This window comes from Streptomyces sp. NPDC041940 (genome assembly GCF_055589465.1).
This window is the reverse complement of sequence record NZ_JBVJBP010000011.1, coordinates 73,819-93,921: the sequence shown is the minus strand read 5'-3', so window position 1 is coordinate 93,921 and position 20,103 is coordinate 73,819. Positions and strand designations below refer to the sequence as shown.

The following is a 20,103-nucleotide window of genomic DNA, read 5'->3' as shown; positions in this document are numbered from 1 at the left end:
TAATGCTTGACAGGGGTGGTGGGACTGCTCAGGCTCATGTGCCATGAGCGAATCCATCCACCCGTCCCGGCGCACCGTCGTCACGGCTCTCGGCGTGTCTGCTGCCGCAGTCGCGCTCCCTGCCTGGCCGGAGACGGCACGAGCGGCGGACGGCTCGGCCGCGGCGGCCACCAACGGCCCGGTGCTCGACACCCACCCGGCCACCGAGCCCTCCGGCACTCATGTGCGCGAGGTCGGCGGCACCAGCGTCGTCTTCCAGTACGGCACGGTGCTTCCGGCCTTCGACGGCTGGCGCACCCATGAGCCCACGCGCGACTACCTGTCCCTGGACAGACAGTGGCGTTTCCGGTTCGACCCCACCGGCCAGGGACTCGGCGAAGGCTGGCACTCCCCGCGTTACGACGACCGGACCTGGGGCCGCATCGGCGTCCCGTCGGCCTGGGACCTCCTGGACACCCCCGACTTCGGCTCGGAGACCGCCCCCTTCGGCCAGGGCACGGCGTTCAACGACGGCTACGCCTGGTACCGCACCACCATCGACGTGCCTGCGTCCTGGCGTGCCCGGCACGTACGCATCGCCTTCCTGGCCGCCGGCTACAGCGCCGAGGTGTGGCTTGACGGCAAGCACCTGGGCAAACACGAAGGCGCCAACTCGCCGTTCGCGCTTCCGGTCGCGGGGGCGCTTCGGCCGGGGACCCGCCAGACGATCGCCGTGCGGGTCTTCCGCAGGGCGAGCTACACCGACTACACGGCCGCGACGCCGCAACCGGTCACCGACGACCACGAGCTGCCGTACAAGCCCGTCGACTACTGGCCCTACGCGGGACTGACCCGGTCCGTCTGGATCGAGGCGGTCCCGAAGGTCACCGTCGCCAAACTGCTCGTGTCCGCCGCACGCGGTCGCCTGGAGGCACACGCGGTCGTCGAGAACCACGGCGCCACCGGCTTCGACGGCCGGCTCACCCTGGATCCCGGCCGGGGGAGCGGCGGCCGGCCCGTCGTGGTCGCGGCACGGATCGCGGCCCGGTCGGCCGGCGTCGTGCGCGTCTCGGTCCCGATACCCCACGCCCCGCGCTGGAGCCCGGCTTCGCCGCACACGCTCACCGCCCGCGCCACCCTGAACGCGGGCAGAGCCTCGGGGCCACGAGTGGACACCCTGTCCACCGTGTACGGCGTACGCGAACTCAGCATCGCGGACGCCCAGTTGCGCCTGAACGGCAAGCCGCTGTTCCTCAAGGGCCTCAACTGGCACGAGGAGACGGCCGCCCACGGCAGGGCGATGACGCCCGCCGAGTACGACCGGGAACTGGGACACATCACGGCGGTGGGCGCCAACTTCATCCGCAACTGCGTCTACAACCGGCACCCGTACGTCTACGACTGGGCGGACGAGCACGGCGTGCTGGTGATGGACGACATCGACACCATGTGGCTCAACACCGCCCAGGAGAAGCTCCAGACCGAGCGCTACGGCCTCGCCCGCGCCCTGGCTCTGACCATGGCGTGGAACCAGCACAACCACCCTTCGGTGATCCTGTGGGGTCTGCAGAACGAGTCGGAGATCGACGCCGACGGCGCCCCCGTCTACCGGGCCTGGCTCGCCGACCTCAAGGCGGCCATAAAGGCGGTCGACCTCACCGCCCGTCCCGTGACCTGGGCCTCCAACACGAGCAACGACCCCGCGTTCGACCTCGCCGACGTGATCGGGTTCAACGAGTACTTCGGCTACTTCTACGGCAAGGACGCCGACCTCGGTCCCACGCTGGACGCGGTGCACGCGAAGTATCCCGACAAGCCCATCCTGATCACCGAGAACGGCACCTGGTCCGTGGCGGGCACCCACGGCCCCGCCACTACACAGGGCACGGAGGAGTGGCAGGCGGCGAGCTTCACCGCCCACTGGGCGCAGGTGACGGCGCGCAGCGACTTCGTCGCCGGTTTCACCTACTGGGTCCTCAAGGACTACAAGCAGCGGGCCGGATACAACCAGGACTACAACGGCATCTCCGTGATGGGGCTGATCACCTTCGCCGAGGAACGGCCCAAGCTCGTCCACGACGTGTTCCGCAAGGCGGTGAACCCCAGGGGCAGATGACCTGACGTGGTACGGCGGAAGGGGGAAGGACAGACTGTCCTTCCCCCTTCCGCCGTCGAGGATTCAGGCCTTGACGCTGCCCTCGGTCAGACCGCTGCGCCAGAAGCGCTGCAGGGCGACCATGGCGATCATCAGAGGGACGACGGACACGAACGCACCTCCCACGGTCAGTTGGTAGAGCTGCGGCTGGCGGTCGGCGAAGGACTGCCATGACGTCAGACCGAGGGTGATGGGGTAGAGCTTGGAGTCGGACAGCATGACCAGCGGCAGGAAGTAGTTGTTCCAGATACCGACGAACTGGAAAAGGAAGATCGTCACCAGGGCGGGGGTCATGATGCGCAGAGCGACGACCGTGAAGATACGGATCTCTCCCGCGCCGTCGATGCGGGCCGCCTCCAGCAGCTCGTCCGGGATGGACGCCGCCGCGTAGATCCGGCACAGGTACACGCCGAAGGGACTGACGAAGCTCGGCAGCAGGACGGCCCAGTAGGTGTTGGCCAGGCCTGCCTCGCTGAACAGCAGGTACATGGGCAGCGCCAGCGCCGTGCCGGGGATCAGGACGCCGCCCAGCACGATGTTGAAGATCGTGTCGCGGCCGGCGAAGGAGAACTTCGCCAGCGCGTAGCCGGACATCGCGGCCAGCAGCGTCGCCACGCCCGCGCCGACCCCCGCGTACAGCAGGCTGTTGGCGGCCCAGCGCAGGTAGATCGCGTCGTCGTAGGTGAGCACCTGGTGCAGGTTGCTCAGGAACCGCGGTTGGGAGAACCACAGCCCGAAGGTGCCGAACAGGTCGCCGGTGGACTTGGTGGACGCCACGACCAGCCAGTACACCGGGAGCAGGAAGTACCCGGCGGCTGCCACGAGCAGGCCGGTGACGAGGATGCGGCTGCGCGTGGTGACCCCGGTGATGCCGCCGCGCGGCGACGTACGGTTGCCGGAGGCCGGCTTCTCACCCCTTGGCGGGACTGTGCGGGCCGCTGTCTGGAGACTCACGCGTCCCCACCTCTCTTGTTGACCAGCCGCAGGAACCCGAAGGAGAGCACGAACGCGGCGAGGGCGAGCAGGACTGCCTCGGCGGCGGCGAGGTGGTAGTTGTCGTTGGTGAACGCCTCGTTGTAGGCGCTGAGGTTGGGCGTGTAGGCGCTGTCGATGCTCGACGAGACGGGCTTGAGCACCAGGGGCTCCGCGAACAGCTGCAGCGTGCCGATGATGGTGAAGACCGTGGTGAGGACCAGCGCGGGGCGCAGCAGCGGCAGCTTGACATGCCGGACGGTCGTCCACGCACTGGCGCCGTCGATGCGGGCGGCCTCGTACAACTCCGTGGGGACGGTACGCAGCTGGGCGACGAGGACCAGGACGTTGTAGCCGGCGAACTCCCAGGTGACGATGTTCGCGATGGACCACAGAACCGTGTCTCCGCCCAGGAGGTCCACCGAGATTCCCAGGTGGCGCATGCCGTCCACGAGCGGGCTGACTCCCGGAACGTACAAGAACCCCCACAGGATCGACGCGATGACCCCCGGAACGCCGTAGGGCAGGAAGTAGGCGGCGCGGAAGAACCGCACGCCTCTGGCCGAGGCGGTGTCCAGCAGCAGCGCGAGCCCGGCGGCCAGCGCGACCATCACCGGCACCTGGACGGCCGCGAACAGCAGCACGCGACCGATGCTGCGCAGAAAGGCGTGGTCGGACAACGCCTCGGAGTAGTTGCTCAGCGCTACGAAGACGGTACGGCTGCTGCCGAGCCCCAGCGGCCCGGTGCGCTCGACATCCATGACGCTCTGGTAGACGGCGTAGCCGATGGGGAGGGCGAAGGTCAGCAGGAAAAGCAGGAGGAAGGGCGCGACGAAGGCGATGGGCGCCAGACTTCCGCGGCGGCGGGGCGCTCGGGTGCGGGTGGGCATCAGGGTGCTTTCTGGAGTCCGGAGGGGAGAACGGCGGCGGCCGCGTCGCGCCCTCCGGAGGCGGTCACTGGCCGGTGGAAACCTTCAGACCCTTCCTCTTCAGGTCCTCGACGGTCTGCTTCTGCGCCTGCTCGACCGCGGAGACGAACGAGCCCTTGCCCGCCACGGCGGCCTGGAAGCCGTCGTTGAGGTGCTGGTAGGTGGCGTCGATCGTCGGTATCCACTTCCACGAGGTGTCGATGTTCTTGTCCGCCTCTGCGAAGACCTCGTTGTACTTCTGGCCTCCGAAGAACTTCGACGGCTTGTCCAGCGAGGAGCCCTGGTACGCGTCGGCCCCCGCCGGCCAGCCGTATCCGCCCTGCAGCAGCAGGTCGACGCTCGCGGGGTCGGTGTTGAGCCATTCGGCGAACTTCAGGGCCTCGGGGATGTGCTTGGCGCCCTTGAGGACAGCCGTGGAGGAGCCGCCCCAGTTCGCGGACACGTTCGCTCCCTTGGTCCACTGCGGCATGGGCGCCACCGCCCATTTTCCGGCGGTCTTGGGAGCGTTTCCGCTGATGATGGCGTCGCCCCACTGAGCACTGACCCACGAGGTGATGGCGCCGGACTGCAGGTCCTTGTACCAGCCGTTGGCGAAGTCGGGTTCGGTCTTGATCAGTTTCTTGGTGCGCAGGTCGTCCCAGTAGGCGGCGACCTTGAGGGTCTGCGGGGAGGCGATGTTCACCGACCAGGTGTCGCCGTCGACGCCGAACCACTTGGCGCCGGCCTGCCATGCCAGTGCGGTGAACCAGGCCGAGTTGCCCGGGGGGAAGGTGCCGATGGAGGCCTTCGGGTCGGCGTCGCGGATCTTCTGCGCGGCCTGGGCGTACTCGTCCCAGGTGGTGGGCGGCTTGATGCCCCACTTCTTGAACAGGTCGGAGCGGTAGAACAGGCCCATCGGGCCGGATGCCTGGGGGATCGCGTAGACGGCCGAGCCGAAGACTCCCTGCTGCCACTGCCAGTCCACGAACTTCGACCGGTCCTTGTCCGCGCCGTAGTCGGACAGGTTCACCAGGCCGTTCTCCAGCAGAAACGAGGGGATCTCCTGGTACTCCACCTGCGCCAGGTCGGGAGCGTTGCCGCTCTTGAGGGCGGCGCGCATCTTCGCGTAGCCGCCGCTGCTGCCCGCCGGGATCTTCTCCAGCTTGACGTGGATGTCCGGGTGAGTGGCGTTCCACTTGTCGACGGCCTTGTCGACACCGGGAACCCACGACCAGAAGCGCAGGTCGACCTTCTCGCCGGGCTTGGCGGATGCCTGTGCCTTGTCCTGCGAATCGGCCGAACCCCCGCAGGCGGAGATGAGCAGGGAGACGGCGACAAGGGTCGTTGCTAGTGCGCCCCGGCTTCTGCGGCGGGGTGTGGTGCGGCTCATGGGAGGAGGTCCTTCCTGGCTTCGTCCTGAAGGTGCCTGTTGCGTGCCGGTCAGTCTCGGAGCGGCATCGCCGCGCCGTCAAGATATATTCATAATTAATTGAAACAGCTATGGTGGGTGCGTAGGCAGCAGCGAGGGGAGACGCACGTGATGACGGAATGCCGCAGGATGACGGGGCGCGTGGCGGTGATCACCGGGGCGGCGCACGGTATCGGCGCGGCCACGGCCCACCGGCTCGCGGCCGAAGGGGCGGTGGTCGTGGTCACGGACGTGGACGACGTGGCCGGCAAGGCCGTCGCGGCGGACATCGCGGACAGCGGCGGACGCGCGGAGTACGTTCACTGCGACGTGACCTCGGCCGCCGACTGGGAGCACCTGGCCCGCCACGTGGACGAGCGCCACGGCCGGCTGGACGTGCTGCACAGCAACGCCTTCGCCCAGCTCAACAAGCCCGCCCACGAACTGAGCGAGGCCGAGTGGGACGGTCAGATGGCGGTGCTGCTCAAGCCCGCCTGGCGTGCGATGAAGACGTTCGCGGCCCCGCTGCGCGAGGCGAAGGGCTCCGTCGTCCTGACCTCGTCGGTGCACGCGGTCATCGGCCTGCCGGGCCATGCCGCCTACGCCGCCGCGAAGGGCGCGCTGTGCTCGCTGGGCAGGCAGTTGGCCGTCGAGTACGGTCCCGGCATCCGGGTCAACACCGTGCTGCCCGGTCCCATCCTGACCGCCGCCTGGGACGGGATCCCGGAGTCCGACCGGGAGCGCAGTGTGGCGGCCACGGCGGCCGGGCGGTTCGGGCAGCCGGAGGAGGTGGCAGCGGCCGTCGCCTTCCTGGCATCGGCGGACGCCTCCTATGTGACCGGCGCCAGCCTGGTGGTCGATGGAGGATGGAGCGTCATGAAGGAGTCCTCGTGAGCGTCGCGCACCGTGCGGTGGGCCAGGCGCAAGGACCGATACGGAAACGGAGAACGTGGTGACCCATCCCCCCAAGGGGCTGCACGGTCAGGCGGTGGAGGAGCTGGGCCGGCGCATCATCCGGGGCGACTACCCCCCGGGCTCCGTCGTCGACCCGGTCAAGTTCGAGACCGAACTCGGCGTCAGCAAGACGGTCGTGCGCGAGGCCCTGCGCGTACTGGCGGCCAAGGGCCTGCTGGAGTCGAAGCAGAAACGCGGTACGACCATCCGGCCCCGCGCCGACTGGAACCTCCTCGACAGTGACCTGCTGCGCTGGCAGGGCAGCAGCGCTCCCTCCGACGGGTTCCTGGACGACCTCGCCGAGGTCCGCGCGATCGTCGAACCCGCCGGAGCCAGGCTCGCCGCGGCCCGCCGCACCCCCGCCGACCTGGACGCCCTGCGGCAGGCGCTCGACGCGATGGCGGCGGCCGGAACGGACGCGGAGGCGATGGTCGAGGCCGACCTGGCCTTCCACCGCGCCCTGCTGGACGCCGCGCACAACGAACTGCTCAGCCGGATGGAGGTCGTCATCGAGGCCGGTCTGCGCGTGCGTGACCGCATCGTGCACGGCGCCCTGCACTTCTCCGACTCCCTGCCCGTGCACCAGGAACTGCTCGACGCGGTCGAGGCGGGCGATCCGGACGCCGCGGTGACGGCCGTCGAGTCCCTGCTCGCCCAGGCGTCCCACGACCTGGCCGCCGTACAGGCCCGGGAAGACCACGACGACACCGCAACCGACCCGCTCCGCGAGGAAACCCCTTGAAGATAACCGGACTTGAGACGTTCCTGGTGGCTCCGCGCTGGCTGTTCCTGCGCATCGCCACCGACGAGGGTGTCACCGGCTGGGGCGAGCCCGTGATCGAGGGCCGCGCCGAGACCGTACGCGCCGCCGTGCACGAACTGGCCGACTACCTCGTCGGCCGGGACCCGCTGCGCATCGAGGACCACTGGCAGGTGCTCACCAAGGGCGGCTTCTACCGGGGCGGCCCCATCCTCTCCAGCGCCGTCGCCGGCATCGACCAGGCCCTGTGGGACATCGCCGGCAAGACCTACGGCGTCCCCGTGCACCGCCTCCTCGGCGGCCCCGTCCGCGACCGTGTCCGGATGTACGCCTGGATCGGCGGCGACCGTCCCAGCGAGGTCGCGGAGCTGGCCGAGGAACAGATGAAGGCGGGCTTCACCGCGGTGAAGATGAACGGCTCGGCCGAACTCGCCCCGATCGACACCCCGGCCCGCACCGCCGAGGTCGTCGACCGTGTCGCGGCCGTCCGCGAGGTGCTGGGCGACGAGCGGGACATCGCCGTCGACTTCCACGGCCGGGCCTCCACCGCCATGTCACGCCGACTGCTGCCCCTGCTGGAGCCGCTGCACCCGCTGTTCGTCGAGGAACCCGTCCGGCCGGAGCACTCGGATCACCTGCGCGCTCTGGCGGGGTCCACCAGCATTCCGCTCGCCACCGGCGAACGCCTGTACTCACGCTGGGACTTCCGTGAGGTCATGACCAGCGGTATCGCCGTCGCCCAGCCCGACCTCTCGCACGCCGGCGGCATCTCCGAGGTCCGCCGGATCGCCGCCATGGCCGAGACGTACGACGTCACCCTGGCCCCGCACTGCCCGCTCGGCCCGATCGCCCTGGCCGCGAGCCTGCAGATCGCCTTCTCCGTACCGAACTTCCTCATCCAGGAACAGAGCATGGGCATCCACTACAACCAGGAGTGCGACCTGCTGGAGTACGTGATGGACCCCGAACCCTTCCGTTTCCAGGACGGATACGCGGTCGCGAGCACCCGCCCCGGACTCGGCGTCGACATCGACGAGAAGGCGGTACGCAGGGCCGCCGAGACCGGACACCGCTGGCGCAACCCCGTGTGGCGCGGCCCCGACGGCGCGTTCACCGAATGGTGACCGCCGCATAGCCGCCGCCCTCGAACCGAACCCGCAAGGAGAGCCCGCTTTCATGCACCTGGTGGAATCCCTCCGACGCCAACGCCTGCTGGCGATCGTACGGGGCAAGGACCCCGTCGCCGCCCTGCGCACCGTGCACACCCTCGTGGAAGAGGGCATCCCGGCTGTCGAGATATCGCTGACCACCGCGGACGCCCTCGCCGTGATCAGGCAGGCCCGCGCCGCGCTCGGCCCCGACGCACTCCTCGGCGCCGGCACGGTGCGCTCCGCGGCGGACGCGGACCGCGCGGTCGACGCCGGAGCGTCGTACCTCGTCACCCCGGCACTGGTCGACGGGCTGGCGCCGTACGGCGTGCCCGTGCTGATGGGCGCCCTGACCCCGACCGAGATCGAAGCCGCCCTCGCCCGCGGCGCCGACGCGATCAAGCTCTTCCCCGGCTCGCTCGGCGGCCCCGGCTATCTACGGGCCCTGCGCGACCCGTTCCCCGAGGTGCCCTTCGTGCCCGTCGGGGGAGTGGACGCACAGGCCGCCCGTGACTACCTGGCCCGGGGCGCCCTCGCCGTCGGTGTCGGCTCACCGCTCGTCGGGGACGCGGCCGACGGCGGCGACCTGGACCGACTCCGCGCCCGAGCCGCCGAGTTCCGCAGGGTGGCCGCAGGGGAGACGTCGTGACGACAGCGGCTCCACCCGAGGTCGTCACCTTCGGCGAGACCATGGCGGCGCTGCGCGCCCACGGCGCCCTGCGGATGGGCGGCAATCTCGGCCTGTCCGTGGCGGGAGCCGAGTCCAACGTCGCCATCGGCCTCGCCCGGCTCGGGCACCGGGTGCGCTGGGCGGGCCGGGTCGGCGCGGACGAACTCGGCGCGCTGGTACTGCGCACCCTGCGTGCCGAAGGGATCGACGTCAGCCACGCGGCCACCGACGACGCCGGACGGCCCACCGGGCTGCTGCTGACGGAACCCCGCCTGGGCACGCTGACCCGCGTCAGCTACTACCGTGCCGGTTCCGCCGGTTCGGCCCTCACACCGGCCGGCGTCCTGCCCGCGCTGGCCCCCGGAACCCGCGTCCTGCACCTGACCGGCATCACACCGGCGCTCAGCGCGTCGGCCGCCGAGACCGTCCTGGCCGCCGCCACGGCCGCCCGCGACGCGGGCATCACCGTATGCCTCGACATCAACCACCGCTCCAGGCTGTGGGCAGCCGATCGCGCCCGCGCCGCCCTCCGGCCGCTGCTCGCCCACACCGACCTGCTCGTCGCCTCCGAGGACGAGTTGCCGCTGGTGCTGCAACAGCCAGCGGCAGGTGAGTCGGAGGCCGTGAAGAGCCTGTTGGACGCGGGCGTCCGAGAGGTGATCGTCAAACGCGGCGCACACGGCGCGACGGTCGCCTCCGCCGACGGAACCGCCGACCGCGCCGCGCGGCAGATCGACGCCGTCGACCTGGTCGGCGCCGGCGACGCATTCGTGGCCGGATACCTCTCCGGACTCCTCGACGGCGCGGACGTTCCGGCCCGTCTGCACCGGGCTGTCACCACCGCGGCCTTCGCGGTCGCCACCCGGGGCGACTGGGAAGGGCTCCCCACGCGCGACGAACTGGGACTCTTCGACGAACCCGACGGCACGACCGTCCGCTGACAGACAGGAGGTGACTCATGGCCATCCCGACAGCGCCCGTCACGGTCGTCGTGGACGGAGAGTACGAACTCGCCGAGGGCGGGCGCTGGGTCGACGGCCGGTACGTGTACGTCGACATCCTCAGCGGCCGGCTCTTCGAACTGCGCGACGACGCGGAACCGGACCCCCGCCAACTGGCCGTACTCGACGTGCCGTTGGGTGCCATCGCGCCGGTGCACGACAGGCCGCGGGCGTGGATTGCCGCCGTGGGCACGGGCATCGCGCTGGTCACCGCCGACGGCGCCCTGGAATGGCTGGACCGGCCCGAGGACCGGGCCCCCGTCCCCAGCAGGATGAACGACGGCGTCGCCGACCCCGCCGGCCGCTTCTGGGCAGGCAGCATGGCCTACGACGGCACCCCCGGCGCGGGCTCGCTCTACCGAACGGACCCCGACGGCACGGTCGTCCGTGCCCTCGACGGCCTGACCATCCCCAACGGCCCGGCGTTCACCGCCGACGGCACGACCATGTACCTGGCCGACACGGCCGCCGGCACCATCCTCCGCTGCCGCGTCGACCCCGTCTCGGGCGGACTGTCCACCCCGACGACCTTCGCCCGGCTGCGCGAGGCCGAAGGCAGCCCCGACGGCATGACCGTCGACGAGGAGAACTGCCTGTGGGTCGCGATGTGGGGCGCCGGCGCGATCCGCCGGTACCACCCCGACGGCCGCCTGCTCCACACCATGACCGTGCCCGCCCCGCACCCCACGTCGGTTTGCCTGCTCCCCGGGGACAACCGCCTCCTGGTCACCACGGCCCGGTACGGCGTGAAGAACCCGACCGCGGCCTCCGGCGCGGTGCTCAGCATCCCCGTGCCGGTCGGGGGAACAGCGGCTTGCTCCTGGCGGGACCGCCGCTGAAACGAACCCGTGATCGAGCGGCCGGACGCACCCGGGGCGCCCGAATCGGGCGCGATCGGAGCGCGGGGGAGGGGGCAGCCGCAGTCGTTGCGGTTGATTTTCAGGGAGCGGGTCTGGTCGTTGAGGTTGTTGCCGTGTCGATGTCACAATCCACACCGAACCCACGGGCCTTCGCCCCGTTCAAGGACCGCTCAAGGCGTGTCGCATGTCACCAACGTCCCGGGACAGCACAACTAGGGCGGCGAGCGCCGCGGCACGTCTTTGATCACGCACTACAGGTACTGGTCGCCGGGCCCGGTCTGGCCATGGTGCGCCTCGGGTTCACCCCACCGGGGGGCCGCTGCCCCGGTGGGCGGTACTGGCACTCGCTCCGACACTGCTGACCCAGACCCGCAAGGGCCTGATCTCCGGCTCGGTCTCGGTCTGCTCCGAGTGGCGCTCCGTGTCTTCCAGGTCCGACCAGGCGACGAGGCCCGGCGTGCTGTCGGCCAGGAACGGCTCAACGACCGGGCCGAGGTCGTCGGAAACTACATACGTGCTGCTGAATGGCAACGCGTCCGGGGGCACAGAACCGGTCGAGCACCGGAGTTGCCCGGCCTGTACGTCGTGCCACACATAGAAGGTCGCCACTCCGGAAAAGCTCAGCTTGCGAATGCGTTCCCGGATGGCAGCGGCAGTCCGCTCGAAGGCAGCGACCACTTCGGCGGCGGACAACGACCTCCTGTCCTCGTCGGACGCACCTAGCGACCAGGTGTTGGTCTCCTGCTCCACCCGCCGGTCACCCGGCTCCAGCACCAATGGCTCGTCGGCCACCTCAGCGATCCACGTCGACAGCACCAGAGCAGTATTCCTGTATCGCGCGTCCACCTCTGACGGATCGTTTCAGAACCAGGGGCTGGCTCGGTGTGACGGGCGTGGGGAGCAGACTGGCGGAACCGATACGACTGGTCAGCGCCCAGCAGGCTCCCACCACACCAGATTGGCGGCCGCCTGGGCCACCGGCTCGATGATCTCCCAAGCCTCGGCGATCAGCCCCTCGTCGATCCGCCAGATATCGACGACCGCGATCTCCGGCCCGGCATCGGGGAGCTGTCGCCGCGAGTGCATCACGACATGATCACCGTCGGCCAGCAGGTGGTGGACCTCGACCCGCATATCGGCGAGCGGGGTGAGTGCTGCTTGTACGGCGGCGAGCCATTCCGCTTTGGTCGATGAAGTCGAGTCCGGCCTGTGATGGACGAAGTCATCGCTCAGCAACGGTTCGAGCGCGTCGACGCTGCCCGTCTCGATCAGTTCCGCCAGTGCCCCTTGAACAATGCTCTTGTTGTCTGTGGTCATGGACGCAGTGTTTCTGCGGTGGCAACGGTTGTCGATGAAGTCGGATTTCATGGCGCGCGGCTCCATGATGAGTACTCTCGATGACCATGCATACGGTTGGGGAGCTCTTGCGGCAGTGGCGGCATCGCCGACGACTCAGCCAACTCGATCTTGCGATCGCGGCCGACGTCTCGGCTCGTCACGTCAGCCTGGTCGAGACGGGCAAGTCCAACCCGAGCGCCGACATGGTCCTCCGGCTCGCGGACCAGCTCGATGTGCCGTTGCGTGATCGCAACCAGCTGTTGCTCGCTGCCGGCTTCGCACCCCGGTACGCCGAGCGGCCACTCGATGACGGTGCGCTGTCGGCGGCCCGGGACGCGGTCGAGAGGGTGCTCCGTGCGCATGAGCCGTACCCGGCGGTGGCCTTCGATCGCCGGTGGAACATCGTGATGACCAATCGCGCGGTCGAGCCGTTCTTCGCGGACGTCGATCCCGACCTGCTACAGCCGCCGATCAACCTGGTGCGGCTGGGTCTGGACCCGCGTGGGTTCGCCCCTCTGGTCGTCAACCTGGCCGACGTGCGTGTGGTATTCCGCTCCCGAATCAGGCGTCAGCTCACCGTTGCTCCCGACGCTGAGCTCACCGCGCTCTACGAGGAACTGCTGGAGCCCAACTCCGAGGACGCGTCGAGTCGATCGGTCGAATCCGATGTCCTGATCCCGATGATCCTTCGCTTCAACGGACGAGAGCTGCGGCTGTTCTCGACCATCACCACGTTCGGAACTCCGATGGACATCACGCTGGACGAGGTCGCGATCGAGTCGTACTACCCGGCGGACGCAGAGAGCGCCGCCTACTTCGGGGAGTCCAACGGTGACGTTCGAGCAGCCGCCTACCCCTGATCGGTGAGTTGGGGCGGTGTGTCAGACCGTGGCGAGCCGGTCCACCAGCAGTTCCACCCTGCGCTCGGTGTCCTCCGGCGGGAGCCGTCCCGCCCGGGTCAGGGTGGCCAGTCCGTGCAGGGCCGCCCAGAACACCTCGGTGAACAGTCCCGGGTGGACGCCGCCCCCGGTGACCTCCTCAAGGCTCTCCAGCAGCGCGGCGAAGGCGTCCTTCAGAGGCTGTGGGGTGTCCTCGTTCGCGAAGGCCAGGCCGCCGTCGAGCTGGAACAGGGCGTCGTAGACCGCCGGGTTGCGTGCGGCGAAGTCGAGGTAGGTGCGGGCCAGGGCGGTGACCCGGGTGCGGGGGCCGTCTGCGGCGGAGGTCGCGTCCCGCAGCGCCGCGGCCATCTCGGTGGCACCTTCGAGGGCGACGGCACCGATGATCTCGCGTTTGCCGCGGAAGTGGCTGTAGAGGACGGGCTGGCTGTATTCGATGCGCTCGGCGAGCCGACGGGTGGTGACCGCGTCCCAGCCCTGCTGCTCGGCGAGTTCGCGGGCTGTCGCCACGATGAGGCGTTCGCGCTCCGCCCGTTCACGCTGCTTGCGTCCCTGTACCGACATGACTAAATCCTAGCACCGCTAGACAATCGAGCGGCAGTAGTACTAGCGTTGACTCATTATCTAGCAACGCTAGATCCTGGAGGGGTCATCATGCTCAACGCGCTCGAGGTGTTCACCACCGTGTTCGTCGGCGTGATGGTGGGGGTGGAGTTCTCCGTCGCCTTCGTCATCAACCCGATCCTCAACGCCCTCCCTGAGGACAGTGGCCAACTCGGCCGCGCCCACGGGGGCCGGATGCTCGGCGCCGTGATGCCGGTCTGGTACATCACCTCGCTCGTCCTGGTCGCTGTCTGGGCCATCGCCGGATGGCACCACCACGGCACCGGCCTCGTCGTCACCGCCGGCGCGCTGCTGATCCTCAGCGTGATCATGTCGCTTCTGCTGCTCGTCCCGATCAACAACCGGGGCAAGACGTGGACCCCCGAGAACCGGCCCGAGGACTGGAAGGAGCAGATGAACCGCTGGGACCGCTTCCACTACGTCCGCGTCGCCGTCATCATCGCCGCCTTCGCCCTGCTGGTCGCCGCCCTCGCCTGAGCCCGCGGGCCGGCATTGCGCTGGTGGCGCACGATCCAGCGCCGCCGGACCGCGGACCGACAGGCTCTGCTCGCGCTGGCCCATCTGCGCTGCGGGCACATGCCGATGCCGCTAGTGCTCTGCGGCTTAGTCATTGCAAAGCTGGCACGGTGCAGGTCGCATCGCAGACCTGGTTCTCCAATACTGCGCCGAACGATAGAGAGGTGCGTGGGTGCTCGTTCAGGAGCAGATGTAAGGAGGGGTCAAAGGGATGGACCCTGACCTTGGCTCAGGGCTGCCGTGGTGTGCCCGGCTCGTGAAGGTGCAGGTCAGGGTGGGCGGCCAGCTGCCCTGCGAACCCCCGCGATGCATCCTGCCCGCTTCCGATCAGCCTCGTTCACCCCCCGCCCGCTTCCCTGCACATTCCTTTGGAAAATGCCAAAGCGTTCACCTGCGCCGAGCACACACCGTAGTGTCGTGCTCACGTTCGCGGGAACGGCCGTGCAGGGGAGGGGGATTCGGCGTGCCCGGAATTGACGAGAGTCTGCTGGAGGCCATGCGGTTGCCCGGCGCGCGAGGGGCATCGGTGGTCGACTGGATCAGTGGTCTCGCCCTGGGCGCGGTGGGTGACGCACCGGGCGGTGACCTGGAGGCGACGGCGGCTGAGACCGCCGAACTCGCCCGGCTCGCCACCGAGAGTGGCCTCCTCGCGCCGGCCGGCGGCGATGAGGGAGAGGTGTCCGGCAAAGAACCACCCGTACAGGATTTGATCATCACGAACGCCGACTCGTACCACCTGCTCAGGTTCGTCAGCACGACGTTCGACAGCACCGTGTTCCTGCACTTATGGCTCGACCGCAGCGACGGAAACCTGGCTCTGGCCCGCATCCGGCTGGCCGAGATAGCGGACCGACTGGTGCTCGGATGACCATGACGATCCGTACCTCACGCACGGACGAACCGGCCTCGGCCCTGCTCGGCACCCTTGCCGAGCAGGGCGCGAGCGGCGCCCTGTCCACCGAGTCGGGCATCGTCTACCTGGCTTCCGGGCACGTCGTCCACGTCGAATCCGCCGTCACACCCGCCCTCGGCGACCTGCTCACCCACAGCGGTGCGCTCGCCCCGGACGGCTGGTGGGCCGCGATCGACCAGGCGGGCCGCCGCTGCCGGGTCGGCCGGCAACTGGTCGACAGCGGCCAGCTCGCCGCCGGCGCGCTGGAACTGTGCCACCTGGGCGCCCTGTTCGACGCGGCGTACTTCGTCCTCGCCCACGACGGACCGGCACTACGCTTCCGCCCCGGAGTCGCACACTGGCTCGGCGCGGTTCGCTCAGTTCCGGTGGGCGCGGTCCTGCGCGAGTCGAGACGCCGCCGCGAACTGCTGCACCGCATATGGCCCGAACCCTGCGTCGACCTCGCCCCGCTCGCCCGGGTGCCCGACGCCGCCCCCTCGGACCTGCCGGCCCGCCGCAGCCGCACCCTCGCCCAGGTCGACGGCGTCCGCACCGCCGCCCAGATCGCCACGGCCCTCGCCTGCCGCACCTTCCACACGCTCGTAGAACTCCGCCGCCTGGCCGCCGCCGGGATGGTCGTCCCCGTAGCCACGGCCCCGGCCGCGGCCGCCCCCGCTCCCGCCCCAGTCCCCGCCCCCGCGTCCGCCGAGCCTGGCCCCGCCCCTCGTCCGCTGGCACCGGACGAGCCCGACACCGCATTGCTGCGACGGCTCCTGCACGCCTTGGAGGCACTGTGATCCGCGCGCGAAGACAGCGTGCCGAAAGGAGAATGCTCATGGCCGTCGAGACCGACGTCCTGGACGAACTGCGTCGGCTCCGCACCCGCATACCCCGGCTGACGGGCTCCCTCGCGGCCACCGTCGACGGACTCGTCCTCGCCCACGACGTGCCCGAGACCGAACCGGAAGGACTCGCCGCACTCACCGCCGCCGCCCTCGGCGTCGCGTACCGCATGACCGACGCCTCCGGCCGGGGCGACTTCCGCGAACTGCTGGTGCGCGGCTCCCGGGGCTACGTCGCGACCTACGCGGCCGGATCCACCGCCGTTCTCACCCTCCTCGCCGAGGACCGTGTCAACGTCGGCCGCCTCCATCTGGAGGGCCGTCGCAGCGGCGCCCGGATCGCGGACCTGGTGGCCACACGCGTAGGACCGGGCACCGGCCGCCACGCCGAACGGCCAGCGCCCGCCGAACATCGCGCCGCAGCGCCCCCGGCCACGGCCCGCCCCATCGGCACCCTCCCGGTCCGCACACCGCAGCGGCCCACCCGTCAGCCACGCCCGCAGACCGGCATCTGAGCCGCCGAACCACCCGAACCTCACGACCGACCGACCCAAACATGACGGAACGAAAGGAACCGAGCGCATGGCCAACACCGAGACAGCGCTGAAGGAATGTCTGAGCTCCATCGAGGGGGCTACAGCCGCAGCCCTCGTCGACTACACCAGCGGCATGGCCCTCGGCACCCTCGGCGGGACCAAGGACTTCAACCTGGAGATCGCCGCCGCAGGCAACACCGACGTCGTACGGGCCAAGCTGCGGACCATGGAGCATCTGGGACTGAAGGAGGATATCGAGGACATCCTGATCACCCTGAACTCCCAGTACCACCTCATCCGCCTGATCAAGGGGCGCGGAGGCAGCGGGCTGTTCCTCTACCTCGTGCTCGACGGGAGCAGGGCCAACCTGGCGATGGCCCGCCATCAGCTCCGCCGTATCGAGGCCGACCTGGAGGTCTGAGCCCGCACCACCCCGAACCGGCACCACGGGAGCCCTCCGGACACAACACGGTCCGGAGGGCCCCGGCCCGCGGTACCGACCTGACGGGCCTGAGCACCTACCTCGACCGCTGGCTGCCGACCCCGAGCACCTAGGCCGGAAGGCCGGCGAGCCACTCGACGAGGAGTTTGCTGGTCTCCACGGGGCGTTCCTGCTGGACGAAGTGGCCACAGCCTTCGAGGATGTGCGAGGCCGTCAGGCCCGGCAAAGTGGTCGGGTACGCCTCGATCGCGTCGGCCAACCAGGTAGTGGCCGCGTCCAGGCCGCCGCCGATGAACAGGGACGGCTGGGTGACGGGAGCGCCGGCGAAGCCGGCCAGGTCCTCCCAGTCGCGGTCCATGTTCCGGTAGCGGTTCAGGGCCCCGGTCATCCCCGTACGCTCGAACTCCCCGGCGTAGACGTCGAGATCGGCCTCGTCCAGCCAGTGCGGCAGCGGGCCGGCGGGAAAACGGTCGCGCAACCTTCCGCCGCGGCCGACGAAGTGCGGGTCGGGGGCGTCGGCTTCGGGCATCGTGTCGGCGGACAGGGCGGCGTAGAAGCCCGCGAGCCAGCCGCGCACGTCCGGCTCGATCTCGGCCTCGGCCCGGCCGGGCTCCTGGAAGTAGGAGACGTAGAACTCCTCGTCGCCGCCCATCCGGGCGAAGACCTCGCCGGGCCTCGGGCCGCCGGGCGGGGTGTAGGGCACGCTCAGGAGCCCCACCGCGCGGAACACCTCGGGCCGGACCAGCGCGGAGGTCGCGGCGATGCTCGCACCCCAGTCGTGTCCGACGATCACCGCGGACCGCTCGCCCAGCGCCCGCACCACGGCGACGTTGTCCTCCACCAGCTCCCGCATCCGGTACGACTCCACCGCCGCGGGCCGGGACGAGCGCCCGTAGCCGCGGACGTCGACGGCCACCGCGCGGTAGCCGGCGGCGGCCAGCGCCGGCAACTGGTGGCGCCACGCGTACCAGGACTCGGGGAAGCCGTGCAGCAGCAGAACCAGCGGCCCGTCTCCCTGCTCCACGAGGTGCGTACGACCGGCCGGTGAAGGCACCAGACGGTGGGTCGGGCCGGTGGTGGACGTCTGCGGCATGGATCCTCCCGGGGGACTCGGCTCCCTTGATCATGCTGCGCCCGGCGGGAAGAACGTGAGGCCTGTTGCCGGAACGGCAACAGGCCTCACGTTCACGCATCTCAACCGTGGTACGTGATGTACCCGTTGCCGTCCTTGTCGGAGCCGCTCTTGGTGTACGAGTGCACGTCGGCACGGCTGCCGGACGGCTTGTACACGTAGATCGTGTCCTTGTCGTTGTTCCACATGAAGTTGCAGTTGTCGCGGTAGACGACGTTCTTCGCGTCGGAGTCCGACCCGTTGCCGCCGCGCAGCTTCACGTGGTCACCGGGCTGCAGCGTGTGGCTGGCGGTGAAGGTGAAGTTGTTTCCTGCCGCGTCCTTGACGACGTACCCCTTGAGGTTCACGGTCGTCGACCGCGAGTAGTTCTCGATCGTCAGGTACTCCGCGGCGGTGTTCCCGCCCGAGCAGCGGTTGGAGTCGCGGCCGGGAGCGTCGTACTGGATACCCCGGATCTTCAGCGCGGAACTGTACTCGGCGGCCTGGGCCGGAACCGCCGTCAGGGCGATCAGGGCTCCGGCAGCGGTCGCCGTGGTGGCGACAAGGCGTATGTGCATGGACGTTCGTCCCCCCTTGCAAGGCCTTCTTGTGAAGGCAACGTGATGATTCGGTGAAGCACCCGGATCGTACACGCTTCAAGCACGCATAAGGGCGGGTCCGGTGACATTGCCACCGGACCCGCCCCACAGGCCTACAGGACGGGCGTCAGGCGCCGCTCGCCCGCAGCATGTCCTCACGCTCGACGAGCTTCACGCGCTCGCGGCCCTCCGGCTCGCCCAGCGCCTTCTCCGCGGCGTCCAGCTTGTACCAGCCGTCCCAGGTGGTGAAGCGGACGTTCCGCTCGGCGAGGAACGCGTCCACGGCCTCGGGATCGGGGGTGGCGGGCGTCTGGAGCCGGCCGTTCGCGTAGTCGTCCAGCAGGTTGGACACCGTCTCGTTGGCGTCGCCCTTGGTGTGCCCGATGAGGCCCACGGGGCCGCGCCGGATCCAGCCGGTGACGTACGTGGACTGCAGGTGCTCGCCGGACTCCTGCATGACCCGGCCGCCCTCGTCGGGCACGGTGCCGGAGTCGATGTCCCAGGGCAGCTTGGGGAGTTTGTCGGACAGGTAGCCCACCGCGCGGTAGACCGCGCCGACGTCCCAGGTGTTGAAGGTGCCGGTGCCCTTGACGTTGCCCGTGCCGTCGAGCTCCGTGCGCTCGGTGCGCAGGCCGACGACCTTGCCGTCCTCGCCGAGGACCTCGACCGGCGACTCGAAGAAGTGCAGGAAGAGTTTGTGGGGCCGGTCGCCGGCGTCGCGGATCGCCCAGTTCTCCAAGGTCTTGGCGACCATGTCGGCCTGCTTGTTGCCGCGCCGGGTGGCGATCGAGCCCTCGTCGTAATCGATGTCCTCGGGGTCGACGATGACCTCGATGTTGGGGGAGTGGTCCAGCTCCCGCAGCTCCATCGGGCTGAACTTCGCCTGCGCCGGGCCCCGGCGGCCGAACACGTGGATCTCCTTGGCCCGGTTGGTCTTCAGGCCCTCGTAGACGTTCGCGGGGATCTCCGTCGGCAGCAGCTCGTCCGCCGTCTTGGCCAGGACGCGCGCGATGTCGAGGGCGACGTTGCCGACGCCGAGCACGGCGACCTTCTCCGCCTCCAGCGGCCAGGTGCGCGGGACGTCGGGGTGGCCGTCGTACCAGGACACGAAGTCCGCGGCGCCGTACGACCCGTCGAGCTCGATGCCGGGAAGGGGCAGCGCCCGGTCGGCCGTCGCGCCGGTGGCGAAGATCACACCGTCGTAGAACGCGCGCAGGTCGTCCAGGCTGATGTCGGAGGGGTAGTCCACGTTGCCGAAGAGCCGGATCTGCGGCTTGTCGAGGACCTGGTGCAGGGCCGTGATGATGCCTTTGATCCGCGGGTGGTCGGGCGCCACGCCGTAGCGGATCAGACCGAACGGAGCCGGCATGCGCTCGAAGATGTCGATGGACACACCGGGGTCGGCGGCCACCCCGGACTTGAGCAGGGCGTCAGCGGCGTAGATCCCGGCGGGGCCGGATCCGACGATGGCTACCCGCAGGGGGCGGGGCAT

The 20,103-nt window shown here is 69.7% G+C and carries 22 protein-coding genes; 13 read left to right on the top strand and 9 right to left on the bottom strand.

Features of this window, described 5'->3' with window-relative positions; genetic code table 11:
* Positions 1 to 43: 43 nt before the first annotated feature.
* On the top strand, positions 44 to 2,095 hold the full coding sequence (locus ACZ6I3_RS20100) for a glycoside hydrolase family 2 protein (protein WP_469416154.1): 2,052 nt from the start codon (positions 44 to 46) through the stop codon (positions 2,093 to 2,095).
* Positions 2,096 to 2,158: 63 nt separating this feature from the next.
* Here the strand turns inward: ACZ6I3_RS20100 and ACZ6I3_RS20095 are convergent, their stop codons facing one another.
* The 3 genes from ACZ6I3_RS20095 to ACZ6I3_RS20085 form a co-directional block, all read right to left on the bottom strand.
* The gene (locus ACZ6I3_RS20095; RefSeq protein ID WP_469416152.1) at positions 2,159 to 3,088 is read right to left on the bottom strand and encodes a carbohydrate ABC transporter permease; all 930 of its coding nucleotides are present in this window, start codon (positions 3,086 to 3,088) and stop codon (positions 2,159 to 2,161) included.
* Positions 3,085 to 3,996 (bottom strand): carbohydrate ABC transporter permease, encoded by a 912-nt coding sequence (locus ACZ6I3_RS20090; RefSeq protein WP_469416151.1) that lies wholly within the window; start codon positions 3,994 to 3,996, stop codon positions 3,085 to 3,087. Before ACZ6I3_RS20090 ends, ACZ6I3_RS20095 begins: the two co-directional genes overlap by 4 nt.
* Before the next feature lie 64 nt (positions 3,997 to 4,060).
* Complete coding sequence (locus ACZ6I3_RS20085) at positions 4,061 to 5,404, bottom strand: ABC transporter substrate-binding protein (RefSeq protein ID WP_469416149.1); 1,344 nt, start codon at positions 5,402 to 5,404, stop codon at positions 4,061 to 4,063.
* Between the two features lie 168 nt (positions 5,405 to 5,572).
* On the opposite strand from ACZ6I3_RS20085, the gene ACZ6I3_RS20080 reads away from it, so the two are divergent.
* The 6 genes from ACZ6I3_RS20080 to ACZ6I3_RS20055 are packed head-to-tail and all read left to right on the top strand — an operon-like array spanning position 5,573 to position 10,794.
* Positions 5,573 to 6,316 carry an SDR family NAD(P)-dependent oxidoreductase gene (locus ACZ6I3_RS20080; RefSeq protein ID WP_469416147.1) on the top strand — a complete coding sequence of 248 codons (744 nt, stop codon included), beginning with the start codon at positions 5,573 to 5,575 and terminating at the stop codon, positions 6,314 to 6,316.
* Between the two features lie 55 nt (positions 6,317 to 6,371).
* Positions 6,372 to 7,118, top strand: coding sequence for a FadR/GntR family transcriptional regulator (locus ACZ6I3_RS20075; protein ID WP_469416145.1), 747 nt, complete (start codon positions 6,372 to 6,374; stop codon positions 7,116 to 7,118).
* Positions 7,115 to 8,260 (top strand): galactonate dehydratase, encoded by a 1,146-nt coding sequence (gene dgoD, locus ACZ6I3_RS20070; protein WP_469416143.1) that lies wholly within the window; start codon positions 7,115 to 7,117, stop codon positions 8,258 to 8,260. Before ACZ6I3_RS20075 ends, dgoD begins: the two co-directional genes overlap by 4 nt.
* A gap of 52 nt (positions 8,261 to 8,312) precedes the next feature.
* Positions 8,313 to 8,933, top strand: coding sequence for a bifunctional 4-hydroxy-2-oxoglutarate aldolase/2-dehydro-3-deoxy-phosphogluconate aldolase (locus ACZ6I3_RS20065; protein ID WP_469416142.1), 621 nt, complete (start codon positions 8,313 to 8,315; stop codon positions 8,931 to 8,933).
* Between the two features lie 41 nt (positions 8,934 to 8,974).
* Positions 8,975 to 9,895, top strand: a complete 921-nt coding sequence (locus tag ACZ6I3_RS20060; protein ID WP_469416363.1) for a sugar kinase — start codon at positions 8,975 to 8,977, stop codon at positions 9,893 to 9,895.
* Positions 9,896 to 9,912: 17 nt separating this feature from the next.
* Positions 9,913 to 10,794: an SMP-30/gluconolactonase/LRE family protein gene (locus tag ACZ6I3_RS20055; protein WP_469416140.1), complete on the top strand. Its 882-nt coding sequence runs from the start codon at positions 9,913 to 9,915 to the stop codon at positions 10,792 to 10,794.
* 321 nt (positions 10,795 to 11,115) lie between these two features.
* On the opposite strand, the gene ACZ6I3_RS20050 is transcribed toward ACZ6I3_RS20055, so the two are convergent.
* Both ACZ6I3_RS20050 and ACZ6I3_RS20045 read right to left on the bottom strand, forming a co-directional pair.
* Positions 11,116 to 11,631, bottom strand: coding sequence for a hypothetical protein (locus ACZ6I3_RS20050; protein WP_469416138.1), 516 nt, complete (start codon positions 11,629 to 11,631; stop codon positions 11,116 to 11,118).
* A 111-nt stretch (positions 11,632 to 11,742) separates the two neighbouring features.
* Positions 11,743 to 12,198 (bottom strand): nuclear transport factor 2 family protein, encoded by a 456-nt coding sequence (locus ACZ6I3_RS20045; protein WP_469416137.1) that lies wholly within the window; start codon positions 12,196 to 12,198, stop codon positions 11,743 to 11,745.
* Between the two features lie 14 nt (positions 12,199 to 12,212).
* Between ACZ6I3_RS20045 and ACZ6I3_RS20040 the strand changes: the two genes are divergently transcribed.
* Positions 12,213 to 13,013 (top strand): helix-turn-helix domain-containing protein, encoded by an 801-nt coding sequence (locus ACZ6I3_RS20040; RefSeq protein ID WP_469416135.1) that lies wholly within the window; start codon positions 12,213 to 12,215, stop codon positions 13,011 to 13,013.
* Positions 13,014 to 13,034: 21 nt separating this feature from the next.
* Here ACZ6I3_RS20040 and ACZ6I3_RS20035 read toward each other — a convergent pair whose 3' ends face one another.
* Positions 13,035 to 13,613: a TetR/AcrR family transcriptional regulator gene (locus ACZ6I3_RS20035; RefSeq protein WP_469416134.1), complete on the bottom strand. Its 579-nt coding sequence runs from the start codon at positions 13,611 to 13,613 to the stop codon at positions 13,035 to 13,037.
* Between the two features lie 90 nt (positions 13,614 to 13,703).
* On the opposite strand from ACZ6I3_RS20035, the gene ACZ6I3_RS20030 reads away from it, so the two are divergent.
* The 5 genes from ACZ6I3_RS20030 to ACZ6I3_RS20010 all read left to right on the top strand — a co-directional run bounded on the left by ACZ6I3_RS20030 (position 13,704) and on the right by ACZ6I3_RS20010 (position 16,880).
* On the top strand, positions 13,704 to 14,150 hold the full coding sequence (locus tag ACZ6I3_RS20030; RefSeq protein ID WP_469416132.1) for an anthrone oxygenase family protein: 447 nt from the start codon (positions 13,704 to 13,706) through the stop codon (positions 14,148 to 14,150).
* A 502-nt stretch (positions 14,151 to 14,652) separates the two neighbouring features.
* Positions 14,653 to 15,057 carry a hypothetical protein gene (locus tag ACZ6I3_RS20025; protein ID WP_469416131.1) on the top strand — a complete coding sequence of 135 codons (405 nt, stop codon included), beginning with the start codon at positions 14,653 to 14,655 and terminating at the stop codon, positions 15,055 to 15,057.
* Complete coding sequence (locus tag ACZ6I3_RS20020; RefSeq protein WP_469416129.1) at positions 15,054 to 15,878, top strand: hypothetical protein; 825 nt, start codon at positions 15,054 to 15,056, stop codon at positions 15,876 to 15,878. Before ACZ6I3_RS20025 ends, ACZ6I3_RS20020 begins: the two co-directional genes overlap by 4 nt.
* Positions 15,879 to 15,916: 38 nt before the next feature.
* Entirely contained in the window at positions 15,917 to 16,438 is a 522-nt protein-coding gene (locus ACZ6I3_RS20015; protein WP_469416127.1) for a roadblock/LC7 domain-containing protein, read from the top strand.
* 67 nt (positions 16,439 to 16,505) lie between these two features.
* On the top strand, positions 16,506 to 16,880 hold the full coding sequence (locus ACZ6I3_RS20010) for a roadblock/LC7 domain-containing protein (RefSeq protein ID WP_469416125.1): 375 nt from the start codon (positions 16,506 to 16,508) through the stop codon (positions 16,878 to 16,880).
* A 130-nt stretch (positions 16,881 to 17,010) separates the two neighbouring features.
* Here the strand turns inward: ACZ6I3_RS20010 and ACZ6I3_RS20005 are convergent, their stop codons facing one another.
* The 3 genes from ACZ6I3_RS20005 to ACZ6I3_RS19995 form a co-directional block, all read right to left on the bottom strand.
* Entirely contained in the window at positions 17,011 to 17,994 is a 984-nt protein-coding gene (locus ACZ6I3_RS20005; RefSeq protein WP_469416123.1) for an alpha/beta fold hydrolase, read from the bottom strand.
* A 101-nt stretch (positions 17,995 to 18,095) separates the two neighbouring features.
* A complete protein-coding gene (locus ACZ6I3_RS20000; protein ID WP_469416122.1) occupies positions 18,096 to 18,590 on the bottom strand; it encodes a lamin tail domain-containing protein in 495 nt (164 codons plus the stop codon).
* A 148-nt stretch (positions 18,591 to 18,738) separates the two neighbouring features.
* The gene (locus ACZ6I3_RS19995) at positions 18,739 to 20,103 is read right to left on the bottom strand and encodes an FAD-dependent oxidoreductase (protein WP_469416120.1); all 1,365 of its coding nucleotides are present in this window, start codon (positions 20,101 to 20,103) and stop codon (positions 18,739 to 18,741) included.

Coding starts and splice junctions, on each gene's coding strand:
- ACZ6I3_RS20100 (WP_469416154.1), top strand. CDS start 44: ATGAGCGAATCCATCCACCCGTCCCGGCGCACCGTCGTCACGGCTCTC.
- ACZ6I3_RS20090 (WP_469416151.1), bottom strand. CDS start 3,996: ATGCCCACCCGCACCCGAGCGCCCCGCCGCCGCGGAAGTCTGGCGCCC.
- ACZ6I3_RS20085 (WP_469416149.1), bottom strand. CDS start 5,404: ATGAGCCGCACCACACCCCGCCGCAGAAGCCGGGGCGCACTAGCAACG.
- ACZ6I3_RS20080 (WP_469416147.1), top strand. CDS start 5,573: ATGACGGGGCGCGTGGCGGTGATCACCGGGGCGGCGCACGGTATCGGC.
- ACZ6I3_RS20065 (WP_469416142.1), top strand. CDS start 8,313: ATGCACCTGGTGGAATCCCTCCGACGCCAACGCCTGCTGGCGATCGTA.
- ACZ6I3_RS20060 (WP_469416363.1), top strand. CDS start 8,975: ATGGCGGCGCTGCGCGCCCACGGCGCCCTGCGGATGGGCGGCAATCTC.
- ACZ6I3_RS20055 (WP_469416140.1), top strand. CDS start 9,913: ATGGCCATCCCGACAGCGCCCGTCACGGTCGTCGTGGACGGAGAGTAC.
- ACZ6I3_RS20045 (WP_469416137.1), bottom strand. CDS start 12,198: ATGGAGCCGCGCGCCATGAAATCCGACTTCATCGACAACCGTTGCCAC.
- ACZ6I3_RS20040 (WP_469416135.1), top strand. CDS start 12,213: ATGACCATGCATACGGTTGGGGAGCTCTTGCGGCAGTGGCGGCATCGC.
- ACZ6I3_RS20035 (WP_469416134.1), bottom strand. CDS start 13,613: ATGTCGGTACAGGGACGCAAGCAGCGTGAACGGGCGGAGCGCGAACGC.
- ACZ6I3_RS20030 (WP_469416132.1), top strand. CDS start 13,704: ATGCTCAACGCGCTCGAGGTGTTCACCACCGTGTTCGTCGGCGTGATG.
- ACZ6I3_RS20020 (WP_469416129.1), top strand. CDS start 15,054: ATGACCATGACGATCCGTACCTCACGCACGGACGAACCGGCCTCGGCC.
- ACZ6I3_RS20015 (WP_469416127.1), top strand. CDS start 15,917: ATGGCCGTCGAGACCGACGTCCTGGACGAACTGCGTCGGCTCCGCACC.
- ACZ6I3_RS20010 (WP_469416125.1), top strand. CDS start 16,506: ATGGCCAACACCGAGACAGCGCTGAAGGAATGTCTGAGCTCCATCGAG.
- ACZ6I3_RS20005 (WP_469416123.1), bottom strand. CDS start 17,994: ATGCCGCAGACGTCCACCACCGGCCCGACCCACCGTCTGGTGCCTTCA.
- ACZ6I3_RS20000 (WP_469416122.1), bottom strand. CDS start 18,590: ATGCACATACGCCTTGTCGCCACCACGGCGACCGCTGCCGGAGCCCTG.
- ACZ6I3_RS19995 (WP_469416120.1), bottom strand. CDS start 20,103: ATGCCCCGCCCCCTGCGGGTAGCCATCGTCGGATCCGGCCCCGCCGGG.